Annotated in this window: 13 protein-coding genes; 5 read left to right on the top strand and 8 right to left on the bottom strand. The window is 49.3% G+C overall.

Annotated elements, in window-relative coordinates:
- Window positions 1-55 precede the first annotated feature (55 nt).
- Complete coding sequence (locus ACFSW8_RS06875; RefSeq protein WP_377086786.1) at window positions 56-3,157, top strand: hybrid sensor histidine kinase/response regulator; 3,102 nt, start codon at window positions 56-58, stop codon at window positions 3,155-3,157.
- Between the two features lie 8 nt (window positions 3,158-3,165).
- On the opposite strand, the gene ACFSW8_RS06870 is transcribed toward ACFSW8_RS06875, so the two are convergent.
- Window positions 3,166-3,702: an Hpt domain-containing protein gene (locus ACFSW8_RS06870; protein WP_377086784.1), complete on the bottom strand. Its 537-nt coding sequence runs from the start codon at window positions 3,700-3,702 to the stop codon at window positions 3,166-3,168.
- 4 nt (window positions 3,703-3,706) lie between these two features.
- Window positions 3,707-4,645: a response regulator gene (locus tag ACFSW8_RS06865; protein ID WP_377086783.1), complete on the bottom strand. Its 939-nt coding sequence runs from the start codon at window positions 4,643-4,645 to the stop codon at window positions 3,707-3,709.
- A gap of 157 nt (window positions 4,646-4,802) precedes the next feature.
- On the opposite strand from ACFSW8_RS06865, the gene ACFSW8_RS06860 reads away from it, so the two are divergent.
- Entirely contained in the window at window positions 4,803-5,216 is a 414-nt protein-coding gene (locus tag ACFSW8_RS06860; RefSeq protein WP_377086781.1) for an ATP-binding protein, read from the top strand.
- A 46-nt stretch (window positions 5,217-5,262) separates the two neighbouring features.
- On the opposite strand, the gene ACFSW8_RS06855 is transcribed toward ACFSW8_RS06860, so the two are convergent.
- Together ACFSW8_RS06855 and ACFSW8_RS06850 are read right to left on the bottom strand one after the other, a co-directional pair.
- Complete coding sequence (locus tag ACFSW8_RS06855; protein WP_377086780.1) at window positions 5,263-6,414, bottom strand: PP2C family protein-serine/threonine phosphatase; 1,152 nt, start codon at window positions 6,412-6,414, stop codon at window positions 5,263-5,265.
- A gap of 42 nt (window positions 6,415-6,456) precedes the next feature.
- Window positions 6,457-6,837 carry an STAS domain-containing protein gene (locus ACFSW8_RS06850; protein ID WP_377177796.1) on the bottom strand — a complete coding sequence of 127 codons (381 nt, stop codon included), beginning with the start codon at window positions 6,835-6,837 and terminating at the stop codon, window positions 6,457-6,459.
- A gap of 270 nt (window positions 6,838-7,107) precedes the next feature.
- On the opposite strand from ACFSW8_RS06850, the gene ACFSW8_RS06845 reads away from it, so the two are divergent.
- The gene (locus ACFSW8_RS06845; protein WP_377086776.1) at window positions 7,108-8,205 is read left to right on the top strand and encodes an AI-2E family transporter; all 1,098 of its coding nucleotides are present in this window, start codon (window positions 7,108-7,110) and stop codon (window positions 8,203-8,205) included.
- A gap of 81 nt (window positions 8,206-8,286) precedes the next feature.
- On the opposite strand, the gene ACFSW8_RS06840 is transcribed toward ACFSW8_RS06845, so the two are convergent.
- Together ACFSW8_RS06840 and ACFSW8_RS06835 are read right to left on the bottom strand one after the other, a co-directional pair.
- Window positions 8,287-8,886, bottom strand: a complete 600-nt coding sequence (locus ACFSW8_RS06840) for an FKBP-type peptidyl-prolyl cis-trans isomerase (protein WP_377086774.1) — start codon at window positions 8,884-8,886, stop codon at window positions 8,287-8,289.
- 9 nt (window positions 8,887-8,895) lie between these two features.
- Window positions 8,896-9,627: a Dph6-related ATP pyrophosphatase gene (locus ACFSW8_RS06835; protein ID WP_377086772.1), complete on the bottom strand. Its 732-nt coding sequence runs from the start codon at window positions 9,625-9,627 to the stop codon at window positions 8,896-8,898.
- A gap of 78 nt (window positions 9,628-9,705) precedes the next feature.
- Here ACFSW8_RS06835 and ACFSW8_RS06830 point away from each other — a divergent pair, with 78 nt between their 5' ends.
- A complete protein-coding gene (locus tag ACFSW8_RS06830) occupies window positions 9,706-10,464 on the top strand; it encodes an SDR family NAD(P)-dependent oxidoreductase (RefSeq protein ID WP_377086768.1) in 759 nt (252 codons plus the stop codon).
- Complete coding sequence (locus ACFSW8_RS06825) at window positions 10,461-11,171, top strand: hypothetical protein (protein ID WP_377086766.1); 711 nt, start codon at window positions 10,461-10,463, stop codon at window positions 11,169-11,171. Before ACFSW8_RS06830 ends, ACFSW8_RS06825 begins: the two co-directional genes overlap by 4 nt.
- Window positions 11,172-11,175: 4 nt before the next feature.
- Here ACFSW8_RS06825 and ACFSW8_RS06820 read toward each other — a convergent pair whose 3' ends face one another.
- Together ACFSW8_RS06820 and ACFSW8_RS06815 are read right to left on the bottom strand one after the other, a co-directional pair.
- A complete protein-coding gene (locus ACFSW8_RS06820; RefSeq protein WP_377086765.1) occupies window positions 11,176-11,844 on the bottom strand; it encodes a TVP38/TMEM64 family protein in 669 nt (222 codons plus the stop codon).
- Window positions 11,845-11,985: 141 nt separating this feature from the next.
- The gene (locus tag ACFSW8_RS06815; protein ID WP_377086763.1) at window positions 11,986-14,712 is read right to left on the bottom strand and encodes a DUF2339 domain-containing protein; all 2,727 of its coding nucleotides are present in this window, start codon (window positions 14,710-14,712) and stop codon (window positions 11,986-11,988) included.
- Between the last annotated feature and the right edge of the window lie 87 nt (window positions 14,713-14,799).

Here is a 14,799-nt window from a genome sequence, read left to right as displayed (position 1 = left end):
AAGCCTATCCGACTTTTCCTGACTACTTTAAAACACCGAAAAACCGCTTAAGTCCGTGCCATTCCTCTCTGACACATTAAGTGATTACGCAGGTCTTGGAGAGACGGGAGAAATTGTAGCTGGGAGGTTGGACACGGATTCGAAGCATGTGCATATTGTGTCGCCCTTGAGGAATAGCAAGAGTGATGGTGGTGGTCTGATTGTTGAGGAACATTCTTCAGACCCGAGAAGGTATGTTGAAATGGGGAAGGACAGAGCCAAGCCGATTCAGCGTGCTGTAAAGGCAATGCGAGGTTCTGACCTAGAGTTAGATTATAGGAATGAGCAGAGTTTGGCGGTATGGGGGTATATCCCATCATTAGAGTGGGGGCTTGTAGTGAAGCAGGATGCAGATGAGGCCTTTGCCCTACTTCGGAAGCAGAGGTATTATTTGCTAGTGTTTTTGTGTATCACGGCGATAGGCGCAGTTGTTGCAGCATTGTACGCGAGCAGACGGATTGGTCGGCCGATATCAGAAATTGCGGATTCTTTAGCTGAGTTATCAAGTGGTAAGCTTCCGGAGGGTGATCTTGAAGTGGACAGCAATCTTTTGGAGGTGGATCGGATAAGTGAGAGTTATGTAAAGTTCTGTCAGTCGTATGGGGATGTGGTGCACTTTGCGCAGGCTGTGGCGCAAGGTGATTTTGGTTATGATCTTAAGTTACGGAGTGAGAAGGACGAGCTGGGGAATGCATTGATGCACATGGCGGCGTCTCGGAAGAAGGCGGAGCGGGAAATTCAGGAGAATGAGGAACGTTTGCGATCCTTGAACAATAACGTGCAAGGGGTGATCTACCGATGTTTACCTGATGCTTCTTGGAGTATGTTATATTTAAACCCTCAGATTGAGAGTTTAGCTGGGTACAAAGCGGAGCATTTTCTAGGGGAGAAGAGGAAGGTAAGGTTCGTAGACATTATTCACCCAGATGACGTGGATTTCGTACGTGGGGAAGTGAAGCAGGCTATTGAGCATGCTAAGTCTTACGTATTGGAGTATCGTATTATACGTGAAGATGGGAATGTACGTGATGTGTATGAATGTGGCCAGGCTGTGTATAATGAGGATGGGAGCGCAGAGTATCTTGATGGGTTTATCATCGATATCACAGAGCGTAGAGAGTTAGAGAAAGCTCTGGAATTAGCAAGGGATGCGGCGGAGGAAGCAACGCGGGCAAAGTCTGACTTTTTAGCGAACATGAGTCATGAGATCCGCACTCCTATGAATGCGGTCATAGGGATGTCTCATTTATGTTTGCGGACTGAATTAAATACGAAGCAAAGAGACTACCTTCAGAAGATCAATAAGTCAGCTCACTCATTGTTAGGTATTATCAATGACATTCTAGACTTTTCTAAGATTGAGGCAGGCAAGTTATCAGTAGAAGACATTCCATTTGAGTTAGAGGAAGTGTTCATGAATTTGAGCACGATGATAGGGATTAAGGCTCACGAAAAGAATTTGGAGGTTTTGTTTAGGATTGATCCAACGACGCCTACGACTTTGGTTGGTGACCCCTTAAGGTTACAGCAGGTGTTATTAAATTTGTGTACGAATGCTGTGAAGTTTACGGAGGATGGCGAGGTTATAGCCTCGGTGAGACCGTTACGGGAGGATGAGACTGAGATTGAGTTAGAGTTCTCGGTAAGGGATACGGGGATTGGTATGTCAGCGGAGGTGCAGGCGAGTCTTTTTAGGCCGTTTACTCAGGCTGACAGCTCTACGACTCGGCGATTTGGGGGGACTGGTTTAGGGTTATCTATTAGCCGTAGATTGGTAGAGATGATGGGGGGGGAGATTCGGCTTGAGAGTGTTGAAGGTGAAGGGAGCTGTTTTACATTCAACATCGTGTGCAAGAAGTCGGATAAAGCTGCTAAGAAGCCGCAGCATATGATTCCGAGTAAAAAGCTTGAGGGGACTAAGGTGTTAGTTGTGGATGACAATGCGAGTTCGCGCGAGATTTTTGCTGAGATGCTGAGTTCGATGTCATTTGATGTGGTGTTAGCAGCATCAGCTAGGGAAGGGTTGGATGAAATTCTATCAGCACAAGAGGAAGTACCTGTAGATTTGGTGTTGATGGATTGGAAGATGCCGGAGATGGATGGAATAAGGGCAGCTAGGTTGATACGAGAAACTCCCAAGATAAAGCACCAGCCAAAGATCGTTATGGTAACAGCGTATGGGGCAGAAGGCTTGTCCGAAAATGCTGAGCAAGCTGGAATATTAGGTGTATTGCTGAAGCCGGTGAGTAGCTCGTTATTGTTTGATAACATCATCAAGGTCTTCAGTGAGGAGGAGCATGAGTTACCTGATGAACATGGTGATTATAGTTCGCAATATTCGGCATTGAAGGGCATGCGGGTTCTTTTAGTGGAGGACAACGAGATCAATCAAATTGTCGCGACTGAATTACTCAAGGCTGTGGATGTGGAAGTGGAAGTGGCGGAGAACGGCAAGGTCGCAGTGGAGTTAGCCCGCAGCAAGGAGTATTCTGGAGTGCTGATGGATATTCAGATGCCTGTGATGGATGGTTACACTGCGACTAAAGTGCTCAGAGGAGACAAGAGCACGGCGGAGCTTCCGATAGTGGCCATGACCGCTAATGCTATGGCTGGAGATAGCGAGAAGGCAAAAGCTGCAGGGATGCAGGATCATGTCGCAAAGCCTATAGACCCAGACACCTTATATCAGGCGATGATGGAGTGGTTTAGACCCGGTGGAGGGTATCGAAGCGAGAAGAAGGCTGTAGAGCAGGAGGTAGAAATGCCGTCTGTGAGTAGTGACATTATAGATGTTGAGTCTGCTCTAGAACTGTTAGGAGGAAACCGGACTTTGTACTATAATTTACTGAGTAAATTCGTTCAGCAAAATGAGAATGTTGTCCATGAAGTTAAAGAGGCGTTAGAAAAGGGTGCGATGGAAGAGGCTATTGAGAGGGTACACAACTTGAAAGGAGTGAGTGGTAATCTTTGTCTCAATCTTTTGCATCATGTGGCATCAGATCTTCACGCAGCGTTACTTGAAAATTCTATAGGTGATCATTCAGCGATGATGGGAGGCCTTGAGAAGCAATTGAATGTGACTTTCCAATCGATTTGTCACATCACATCGAATAGTTAATAGCGGGGTTACTGAAGAGCGTCGAGAGCTTCATCGAACTGGTAGAGTTGGCAAAGAATGAGGGCTTGTCGCAGTTTTGCGCTGAGGTTGTTGTCCGTAGATTCTTTAATTAGAGCCTCGATGGACTTAGTGGCTTGTGGGTCAGATTGTTTGAGTAAATTGATGACGGGCTCTAAGTCTGGTGAGGTGGGGATCAAGTGCTGGTTTAGGAGGTCGATAGAATGTCTCAGGGCGTCGCAAAGTTGTTGGACTTGAGCTTCCTCGCAATGGCCAGAGTTTCTGATGGATTGCTCGACAGTTTTTGCAGTCTCAGCAACTGGGGTGACTCCTAAGTTTGCAGCAGCCCCCTTGATGGCGTGGGCGAGAGACTGGAGCGTGGAGTATTCGGAGTTCGTGAAGTGTGTTATCAGCGTGGTTGGGGAGTCCGCTTGGGATTGGCAGAAGCTTAGGAGAATTTTTTTATAGAGGTCGACGTTACCGGCACAGCGTGCAATGGCGGCAGAGGAATCGATTCCTTCAATGTTAGGAAATGTGTTTTGAGTCATGGGATTATCTAGCTGAACCGAAATGGGAATCGACGTAGGCGAGCATTTCGCTGGGTTTGAGTGAGAGGGTAGAATTTCCCATTCTCACATAGAAGTGTTCTTCTCCGTCTCTGGAGAGAAAGACGGGCTTGGATGAGGGGGAGCATTGGATTAGCAGGATCGGAGTCCCTTTGATAGAGACTATATTAGAACGGATGAACTCTGAAGTTTCGGCGCCCATGCACGTGCGTAAGAGGTTGTGCCAGTGGAGGAGGAGCTTATCGTCGTTCTTGAAATTATCTGCATTCAATCCGAGTGGGATTCCGTCGTCGTCGACACCGACAAAGAGGTAACCGCCGTTTCCGTTGAGGAAAGCAGCCACACTTTTTAGGCATTGATTTTCGATTTTAGCATCGTTTCGTTTGGCGTGTAGGTGGTATCTCAATGTGGACTTAAACTCTGCAAATTCGGTTTCACCTTGTGATAGGATTTCGCTGATTTCCGGTTCACTCAGGTCTCTATCAAAGCGTGGGCTTTGGTTTTTGAGGTTTTCGATCTCTGAGGTGAGTTGTTTTTTATGAGTGATGAGCTGGAGTCGGGATTCGATGCGTGAGCGTGTGATATCTGGGTCGAAGGGTTTCGTGATATAATCGTCGGCACCAATCATGAATCCATGTTTCTGGTCATTTTTTTCGGCTCTAGCGGTGAGAAAGATGACGGAGATATCTGAGGTTTGAGGGTTTGATTTGAGTGATTCACAAACTTGGTAGCCGTCCATCTCGGGCATTTCGACATCGAGGAGAATGAGGTCAGGTTGTGGGTGGGAGCTGGCGAGTTGGATGGCTTTGTTGCCATTGGTGGCTACTTTAATTTTAAAAGAATCGCCGAGGAGAGCTGTTAGGATGTCGATATTTTCGACCCTATCATCGACAATGAGGATGCAAGTTTTTGAAGCTTCATGCATAGGGTGTAAAATGGATGAGGATTAGAAGCTATTGAAGAGGAATGATGGGTAGGCGTACAGCATATCCGTGTGAAAAAAGTGTGGATGGAACGAGGTGGTAGAGATTCAGTGAATTATGTCATCGATTTTTAGAGTGAACTAGTATTTTGTATTCTAAGTGAAGCACGTAAACATCAGCGTAGGTATCAATAAAGAGTCTGTCTTTGAGGCAATTGATAAGGCTCAAGATTTTCTGACGATGCACCAAGTTGAGAGTGAGGTGAGTTACTATGTTCGTCTCGCAATTGAGGAGCTCTTATTGAACCTGATAGACCACACTCCGCTTTCGGATCAGGATTTGGCATACATAGAAGTGGTGGTCAGCAAGGAATTGATCAAGCTAACGATCAAGGATCTAGGTCCACCATTCAATCCGTTGGAATTAGAGCAACCAGATTTGGAGGCAGAAATAGCAGATCGAGAAGTTGGAGGTCTTGGGATTTATTTACTTCTGAATACAGCAGAAGCGATCCACTACGAATACAGTAGAAGACAAAACGTGGTGAGCTTGGCTTGGAAACGCAGCGCCTAGTCTGGGCAAATTGCTTCACAGTGCTGGGAAGATAGCCGGGTTTAGCTCAAGGGAGGCTGAGTTCGATGATAGAAAAGTCATCTTCTAGTGTGGGTGCTGCATGTGTTTCTCTAGCCCATGACTCGAGTATTTCGAGTGTGGTGGGATTGAGAGCGGCGTTTCCTAGAATTGACTTAAAGGAATCGAAATCGACGGTTGTGCCGTCATGTTGTTGGTGTTCGTAGACTCCGTCGGAGTACAGGTAGATTTTACTACCTGGGAGCAATTGCTGTTTTTGGGTGTGGTATTCTGAATCGGCATCGATGCCGATGATAGGACCGGAAGATTGTAGCTCCGTTAGTGGGTGTTCAGGGGTATGTAGTAAGGCTGGTGGATGGCCGCCTCCTGCATATTCAAGAGTCATTGATGGAAGGTGCAGCACTCCGTACCAAATGCTGAAGAACATATCGTTTTGTTTCTCCATGGGGAATGCATTATTGAGTTTGCTTAAGACTTGGGAGGGTTTCGTAAAATCTGTGTTAGAGAGTTCCTCAGAGGCAATAGCATTGAGCACAGATACAGAGAGGAGAGAAGGTCCGACACCATGTCCGCAGACATCTAACAAGTATAGTGCAAAATGGTCTGGGTCAATTTGTTGGTAGCCGAAGGTATCGCCGCCAAGTTCATTGGATGGGATGTAGCGCCAGTCGACTTTGAGGTCTGCTGTATTGAGTGGTTGTGGGAGGATGGAGCGTACGTAGTGGCTGGCCTCGGAGAGTTCTTTTTCGAGGCGTTTTTTGACTGCTTCGATGGCGGCGAGGTGTTCTTGTTCTTTATCTCTGAGAGTTTTTTTCTCGAGGCAAGAATTGATGCGTGCACGGAGCAGGGTTGGGTCGAAGGGTTTGGTGAGGAAGTCCTCAGCTCCGATTTCAATGCATGTGACGACGCTTTTGATATCGTCGAGTCCGGAGATCATTACGACAGGGATATGTCTCAGGAGGTGATCGGCTTTTAGCCTACGCAGCACCTCGTGGCCGTCGAGTCCGGGCATCAGGACATCGAGGAGGACTAGGTCAAAAGCTCTGGATTTAAGGAGTTCGATGGCTTTTTCACCATCCTCGACAGCGGTTGCTTGGTGGCCTTGTTCGATGACATTATGTTTGATAATTTCTCTGGTGCCGAAGTCATCGTCTACAACGAGGATATTTCCTATAATCATGTTGTTCGGCTGGAAAGAGGTCTAATCAGGCGAGAGGGGGGCTTAGTCAGACTCTTTGACCTGATTTTGGATGCTATCGAAGTAGGCGTCGGCCTCCTTGACGCCGGAGAATATGCTCCAGCTTGGAAGGACCTTAGCGAGCTCGATGACATGGAGGACGGGTTTTTGAACATGGGCAAGGAGGAGCTTGCCATTGTGTTGTTCAATTTTCTTGCGGGTCAGAAGGATGAGGCGTATGCCCATGCTGCTGATGTAGTCAACAGAGGCCATATCAAAAGTGAGAGTGATCCCTTTGGGTTTTTCGTTGAGGATTTCGTCTATCACTTTTTCGAATTGCTCAGAGGCTTGGCCGTCGAGTTTGCCGAATAGTTCTAAGACGATGTAGTTCGTACGGCTTTCCTTAATTTTGACTACTATACCCATGAAAGCAGTGTAGGCAATGTGTGTTTGGCAAGGCAAGGCTAATGATTAGACCCTATTGACATATTAGTGAGTGGGCTGATTGGTGTTAGGTTGGTTTCAGGAAGTGTGTCTTTTGGGGGCAACTAGAGTTAGGCTTTTCGGGGTACTCTATTGGCTGAGCAGGCTTCAATAGGGAAGATCAGTTAGTGGATACGATGAATTGGAGGTGTCTGTGATGGATTGGTGCGCTTATTCTTGATCGACGGGGTGTGAGAACTTATTGCTTAACCTATGATAGACTCAATGATATCGGACCCTAATCGTTTCAGGCGATTTGTAGTGTTGTTGTTAGCATTAGGCATTTCGGTCCTTTTTCTATTTGTTGTTAAGGATTTTTTGATGCCGCTCTTGTTAGCTGGGATATTTGCTGGATTATTGAGGCCTGTCTACCGGCGTGTTAGAGTTGCTTTAAAAGGGAGAGATGCAGCGGCATCGGTAGTGACGATTTTATTGGCCTTGATGTTGGTTGGATTACCTTTGCTTGCGTTGGCGAGTGTGGTGGTGGGGCAGGCGTATAAGGTGAGTGAGAGTGCTTTTACCTGGCTTCAGTATCAAGTGGAGCACACGAGTTTAGAGGAGAGCGGGAAGTGGGTGAGTGAACAATTTCCGATGGTGGCAGATTTTTTACCTGAGCAGGAGAAGTTGGTAGAGATGTTTGGGCAGGCGGCGAGCAAGGTTGCGACTGTATTTATGAAGAGTTTGACGACGATGACAACTGGGGCGGCATCCTTTTTTCTCAATAGTTTTGTGATGCTGTATGCGATGTTTTTCTTCTTAATCGACGGACCGAAGTTAGTGGGGAAGATTGTGTATTATTTACCGCTGAAGCCTGAGCACCGCGAGGCAATGTTAGGGAGGTTTTTGCAAGTGACACGTGCGACCTTGAAGGGATCGGTGGTGATTGGTTTTATTCAGGGGGCACTGGGGGGGATTGGATTGTATTTTGCGGGGATTGAGGGGGCTGTTTTTTGGTCGGCCATTATGATGGTCTTGTCGGTGATTCCGGGGATTGGAACACCATTGGTGTGGGGACCGGCAGTGGTGTGGCTGCTGATTCGCGGCGACTACATGGCAGGGATCCTATTGTTAGCTTGGAGCGCTGGAATTGTGGCGTCTATTGACAATGTGCTGCGGCCTGTGTTGGTGGGCAAGGATGCGAATTTGCCAGATTTGTATATCTTGATCGGAACTTTGGGGGGGATCTTTATGTTTGGAGCGGTAGGGTTTATTATTGGGCCGATTATTTGTGCACTCTTTGTGACTGTGTGGGAGATTTATGGGGTGGTGTACAAGGATGTGCTTGAGAGTCAGGAGTCGACTGAGAGTTGATCGCTAGCCATACCGCACAGGCTTTCAAGTGAGGCCACGGTTCATTTTTAGAAAACCGCACCGACATTCGATTCTTTTCAATCACGGAGTGGTGATAGGATCTATGGAGATTAGTTTGACCTCGAAAATGAGAGTGGCGAAGGGGGGGACTTGTGAGCCCGATCCTCGTTCTCCGTAGGCTAGGTCCTGGGGGATAAAGAATTGGAAGGTAGAACCGAGAGGCATGAGCTGGAGTCCTTCTTTCCAGCCCTCGATCACTTTATTTAGAGCGAATGTTGCGGGTTTATCTCTTTCTATTGAGCTATCGAAGACAGTGCCGTCAATGAGGGTGCCGTGGTAGTGGACAGTGACTGTGTCCGTGAGGCTCGGTGTTGCACCCTCTGCTGGCGTGAGCACTTTGTACTGGAGGCCAGAAGCGGTTGCTTGCATACCGTCAGCCTTAGCGTTCTCCATTAGGAAGGCTTCACCGGCTTGTTTAGCGAGGTCGAGACGGTGTTGTTTGACGAGCTTCGTAGCAGCCATGTAGGCCTTTAGGTCGATTTTTTTGGGAGATCCAGCAGCTTGGTCTGCTAGTGCCTTCTCGATGATAGAAGGGATGAGTACGGGGTCTGCTTTCGCGGCCACGGGATCTTTGAGTGCCATTTTGTAGCTAACGATTTCGAGTGCTTCTTGAGTGGTCATGGTAGCGCCTTAGTTTTCTAACAATAAATCTTGGAAGTGGAATGTGGTGTCCCAAGCAGGAGTGGCGCCGCATTCGGGTTCATCGCTTTCCTCACTGTTTGGAGTATAGAGTTTGTCGACTTTTGCACCAAGGGTAATTGGTATTGGGCTAGAGAAGTGTGGGGCGTCGTAGACGAAGGTATGGAATTCACCGTTTTCCCCACAGGGGTCGACACCGGGTGGGAGGTCATTGAGCAGGTCGAGGTCATATTCTCGGCCGAGGAATGTGGAGTCGAAGAACTTACCATTGATACAGACGAGGACGGCTTTGATACCGGCATCGATGATCGTTTTTGCGAGAGTGGTGGTGTCAGCCTGTTTCCAGATTGGAAATGAGGACTGGAGTTGGGCTTGCTGCATTTGTTTTTCTCGGAAGGCTTTGAGGTCTTCGAGGAAGATGTCTCCGAAGGCGCAGGTGGTAGCGCCTTGTTGTTTGAGGGTATTCATTTCATGGAGCAAGAGAGTGTTATAGTCCTCCATATTGCAGTCGCGAGGGAGGTAGATTTTATGGAGGGGAAGGTTGAGAGCGCGGGCTTGTGCTTGGAGGAGTTCTTCTCTGACTCCATGCATTGAGACACGATTAAATTCTTGGCTGAGGGAGGTGACGAGACCGGTGACGGGTGATGGCTCGTTGAGTAGCCGGGTGAGTGCGTATGCTGAGTCTTTACCACCGCTCCAGTGCATCCATATTGAATCGTTCATCGCTTGGTTTTGTGGTTGAGAATGGGCGGGAGGTCAATGGTACTTGTGTGCATTCTGGGCTTCGCTTAGCTTTTTGGCATGGCAACATTTAGTTTAGAGGGAAAGGTGGCATTGGTGACGGGGGCGAGCCGGGGATTGGGGGCAACGATAGCAAGGGTACTCGCAAGTTTAGGGGCTAAAGTGGTTGTGAATTATTATCAGAGCGCTGAGATGGCTGATGAGGTGGTTCGGTCGATTCGGGCTAAGGGAGGGGAAGCAGAGGCTGTACAGGCGAACATCCTTGATGAGTCCGCATGTAAGAAGTTAGTGGGATGTGCGTGTGATCTTTATGGGAAGGTGGACATCATGGTACTCAATGCGACTCCGACTCAGACGATGCTGCCAATGGAGTCTTATGATGCTGAGCACTATAGGAGTATGCTAGATGCTTTTGTTATGAGTCCCTTTTATTTGTCCAAGGCGGCACTTGCGGGGATGAAAGAGAGGAAGTTTGGAAGGATCATCAACATCACGAGTGAGGTGATAGATAATGGTGTGACTGACTATAGTGCTTATGTCGCAGCGAAGGGAGGGCAGAATAGTTGGACACACACGATGGCTCGTGAGTTAGGTGAGTATGGGGTCACAGTGAATAATGTGGCCCCGGGTTGGATACCCGTAGAACGGCACGAGGAAGAAGCCGAGGAAGCCATGGAGGGATACCGACAAGGCGTTCCAATGAAAAGGATGGGCAGCCCTGAAGATGTGGCGCATGCTGTTGCTTTTTTCGCATCCAATGAGGCGAGTTTTATCAGTGGGCAGAAGCTATCAGTGAATGGTGCAAACACAGTGGGATGATCGTCATTCAATCATACCGTAGCGAGGAGGTGCCCGAGTGGATTACTCGGAGTATGGGATCGGTGCGGAGGTGGGCGGAGGAATGTGGGGCGCTTTACCGCAGCTACGGAGATGCTGAGTTACTAGCTGGCATATCTGATAGTTTTAAGGGAAAGCTTTCTGGGAGGTGGCCGATGTTGGCGGATTTAGGTCGGTTGAAATTGGCGCAGTCCTTGCTGGCGGATGGACACGAGAGGGTAGTGTGGTTAGATGCAGATGTGCTTGTAGTGGAGCCAAGCAGGATGAGCTTGCCTGCAAAGTTAGATGGTGGATTTGCTTTTGGTCGCGAGGTATGGGTGGAAGAGGGCGGGAAGGTTCACAGGGGGGTGCACAACGCAGTTTGTGTGTTTGAACCAGGCAACCCCTTTCTAAATTATTACGCACACGCATGTGAGAGGATTATTGCGCAGCACGCGGGGGAGAAATTAGCGCCACAGTTATTGGGGCCGAAGTTTCTCAAGATGCAGCATAGTCTGCTAGGTTTTCCCCTAATTGACTCGGTTGCGATGCTGAGCCCCGATCTTGTACGTGAACGTCTCAGTGGGGGGAGTCGTCTGTGGCGTGTGCTTGAGCGAGAGGCTGGAGAATTTGGGGCGGTGAACCTTTGTCACTCTCTGTTAGGAAACGGAGAAGCTTTAGAGATTGTCGAAGTGCTGCAAGGCAAATGAGAGGTCAGGACTGGCTTTGATTTTTTTCCTTTTTCATTTTTCGGGAGAAGAGAGCCCAAGATGACCAGAGGACGGTCATGATACAGAGGTAGGCGATGATTGCTGGAGTGATATCCTCGGAGGAGGAGAGCGAACCTGCGTAGGCGACAGCAATGGAGTAGAGGGTGCAGCTAGAGCCAAATGCTAGAAGGAAGCGCAGAAAGGGCATATGAGTGGCGCCTGCGAGACAGCTAGCGGCTTCGGGGAACATGGGGGCTGCGCGTGAGAGGAGCAGCACGAGTACGCTGTGCCTGTGGAATGTGGCTTTCATGTCGAGGAGCAATTCCTCGTCACGGTAGATACGTCGGAGCATTTGATAGCCGTAGAGTCGACAGAGTGTGTAGCCGGTAACACCTGCTAGAGTGAGGCCGAGTGAGCCACAAACGGCACCCCAGAATGGTCCGAGGAAGTAGCCTGCGAGGCTGACGACGACGATACCAGGAACAGGGATGAGGATATCGGAGATGAGAAGGCCAATGACGAGGAGGCCGATCCATATTTTAGGCCATTGTTCAGCATCACGGAGGATGTTAGCGAGATCTTCTTGGGTGAGAAGCCCAGTGGTATTGAGAAGGAGGAAGATTAGCAGGAAGCCGCAGATCAGGCCAATGGCAGTTTTGATAAGTGGTTTCATAGAGCTAGTTCTTCGGGCTAGAACTTAGAAGCCAGAGGAAGCAGCGACAAGAAAAAGAATGGGAGGCTTATACCACTTTGCGAAGTCTGGTCCAGAGTGGGCTAGGTTTTCATCCATCAGCGTATCTCTGCAGTCGTGATGTTAGAGGAAGCGCTGGATGCGTTCTTGAAAGCGATGGTAGAGGTAGCCTAGGCCGATGAGGATTAAGCCGATGGAGAGGAAGCTGAGTATGCGTGCGAGGGTATTAAGTTGCATGACATCGATGGTGATGACATGGCCGAAGCTGGCGGCGAGGAGAAGGAGACCTGAGAGTCGATAGAGGCGGTATTGGGTAGAGAGACCTAGCGTGAAAAGAAGAGTAGCGAGTATTGCGAGGCAGATAGCGAGGCCATTTCCATCAAACAGGTAGAGGGTGTGTTTGGTGGCGTAGGAGACTAGCAGGAGCATCGTAAGAATTTCTGCACAGATTCTAAGGGGATTGTGGGCTTTATAGTTTTGTGTGGAGGGTATTTTTGTTGAGAGGGTGAGGAGGGTGAGCATAGGGAGGTAGGCGAACCATGATGGGGCAAAGTCTATCCGAGCTGCAGTGCTCGCCAAGAGAAGGGAGAAGAGAGTACCAGTGTAATAGAGGTGTGGGTCCCTACGGTTATGAGCGAGTACAAAGAAGCTGATTGCTAAGAGGGTGAGCGGGATGGCTGGTGTTGGACTGGCAAGGTAGAGAGCTAGCGTACTGATAGGCGCGAGAGCATTACGTGTGGCACTTTTTATCGGGGATTTGTATTCGTTGAGAGCAAGGTGTGCACAGAGAAGGGTGAAGGGGAGGTATTGGTTTGCGGGGGGGGCGGAGTTTACATATGTGAGAGCTAGGATGTGGAAAGGAATGGCTGGGATGCTGATGCTTAGACGGTGTGTTAGGCTGCCTATCAAATGAGCAAAGATGGCGACAGCACCTGCGAGGTACAGCCATGATGTTTGAGGAGCCTCAAGGGTGTTCGATAGGACTTGATAGACGAGAAGGAAGGTGAAAATGGAGAAGGAGTAGCTGGTGAGAGAGCGATGATCTAACCATGGCTGGAGTGGGGGGAGAGCGAGTGAGGACTCGGTATTGGATCTGATATTCGGGGCTGTATACCAGTGGGTGAGGCCGATGGGGATTACGAGCCAACTCAGATGATCATAGGAGTCAATCTGGAGGTAGATCCAGAGGGTAGCTAAGGGGAGCAGGCTGGCGACGAAGGCAACATGTTTGAGGGATTCGGGCTTGTTTGTGATCAGGAAAAGAGTCCAGAGAGAGGTGGCTGTGATAGAGCAGAAAAGTAGGGCGTTAGACAGTGTGGTTTGTGTGTTGAAGGCGAAGAGTATACAGAGCCAAGTGACTAGGGCTGGGAAGGAGGCAATGGGGGCGCGTGTTATCGGCTTCCATGCATATTGAGTTAGTCCGCTGAAGAGCAGCGAGATAAAGGCGAGGAGGGAATAGCTAGTGGTGCTGAGTGGGAGGTCTGAGAACGCTGCCATGAGGGTGATCAGGTAGAGCAGGAGGGAGCAGACCTTGAGGCTTAGGTTCTTTGAGCGTATGCCGGCACTCAGAAGCACGATTGACTCAAGGCCGAGCAACAAAAAGCGATAGTATCCATGGGTTTCTGTGATGATGCCTAGGGTAAGGATGAAGAGCCCTTGGGTGAGAAATATTTTGAAGTGAGCTTTGTGCCAAAGCTTGTTTTTGTAGGTTAGAGCGGCGCAGGTGAGGTAAAACGCGCCGAGGTAGAGGGAGAGTTCACCGAGGTTTTCTCGGGGTGTCCATGAGGGGAAAAGAAAGACGCTAAAGGCCCAGGTGGCAGTATTGTTGAGAAAGAGGATGCTCGCACTCAGTTTTGGATCGAACTTTGATGTAAATGGCTTGCTGACGGACAGCGAGAAAATCGCCCAGTAGGCAAGCAAGAAGCCGACTTGTATCGTTGAGCTTGGGGGGGCTGGGGTGGTGCAGAGCCAAATAAGGTGGGAGAGGAATGCTGTTATTGGAGTGGTGAGAGCGAGTGGTTTCCAGCTATGACGAATGGCGAGGCACATCGCTCCAGCGGAGAGAAGTGTGGCGGAAAAGAGGCTGATCCAGCCGGAGGGGTTTAGAACAACGCCGTAGAAAGCTAGCACGATGGCGATGATACTGACGGGTTGGGATTTTTTCCAATCAGCGTAGGCGAGTATGAGCGCAGCCCAGACGGTGAGGAGGGCGCCGGCAAGGACTGGGCTGCTGATACAGTAGAGAGACTCCGTGAAGTGGGCGGCATAGAGGGTGTAGTAGGCACCAACGAGGCCGCCTGTGGTGAGGACTTGGCCGTAATGTTTGAGGTTTTTTTTACTTTTTTCGAAGTAGGTTCCGGCTGCCGAGAGTGCGAGTGATAGAGTCATGAAGAAGCCGACCTTGAGGGGAGCAGGGGCTTGGAAGAACCAATTTTTATAGACGTAGGTGCTTAGAAAAACGAGGCCGGTGAGCAGGGAGAAGACACCGAGGCGCACGAGCCAAGTTTGACCGAAGGAGATCTCCCAGTTTGCAGTGGTGGGGGAGTCTGGGCTCTTGGGTTTGGTCGGACGCGTTGTTGGGGAGGGTTTGCTTGGGGTAGGAGGAGTGGGGAGTGGTGGAGGTGTGCAAGCATTGGGGGCTTTTGGGGATGGTGGAGTTGGTTCAACAATGGATTGGGGAGAGCTGGGTACGGAGGGCGTCTCAGGGTGGGAGGATTCTAGTTTATTTGTGATGCTTTCGATCTGAGCATCTAACTGGCAACTCGCATCTTTGAGTTCGTTGAGGCGAACGAGGATTTCAGATTGTCGTTTGAGAAGTTCTGCGACGTCTAGTTTAGCCTCATGGTCCATTGGCGCATGGTATCAAACATACGCTTAGCAGAGTCATTGATTCTCTCGCAGACATCATTGAGAGAAGTGATGATAGGGAGTGGTGGG

Origin of the sequence: Rubritalea tangerina (assembly GCF_042683245.1) — a bacterium.
GTDB classification, from domain to species: domain Bacteria; phylum Verrucomicrobiota; class Verrucomicrobiia; order Verrucomicrobiales; family Akkermansiaceae; genus Rubritalea; species Rubritalea tangerina.
The sequence above is the reverse complement of the archived record's forward strand: the minus strand, read 5'-3'. Positions and strand labels throughout refer to the sequence as shown.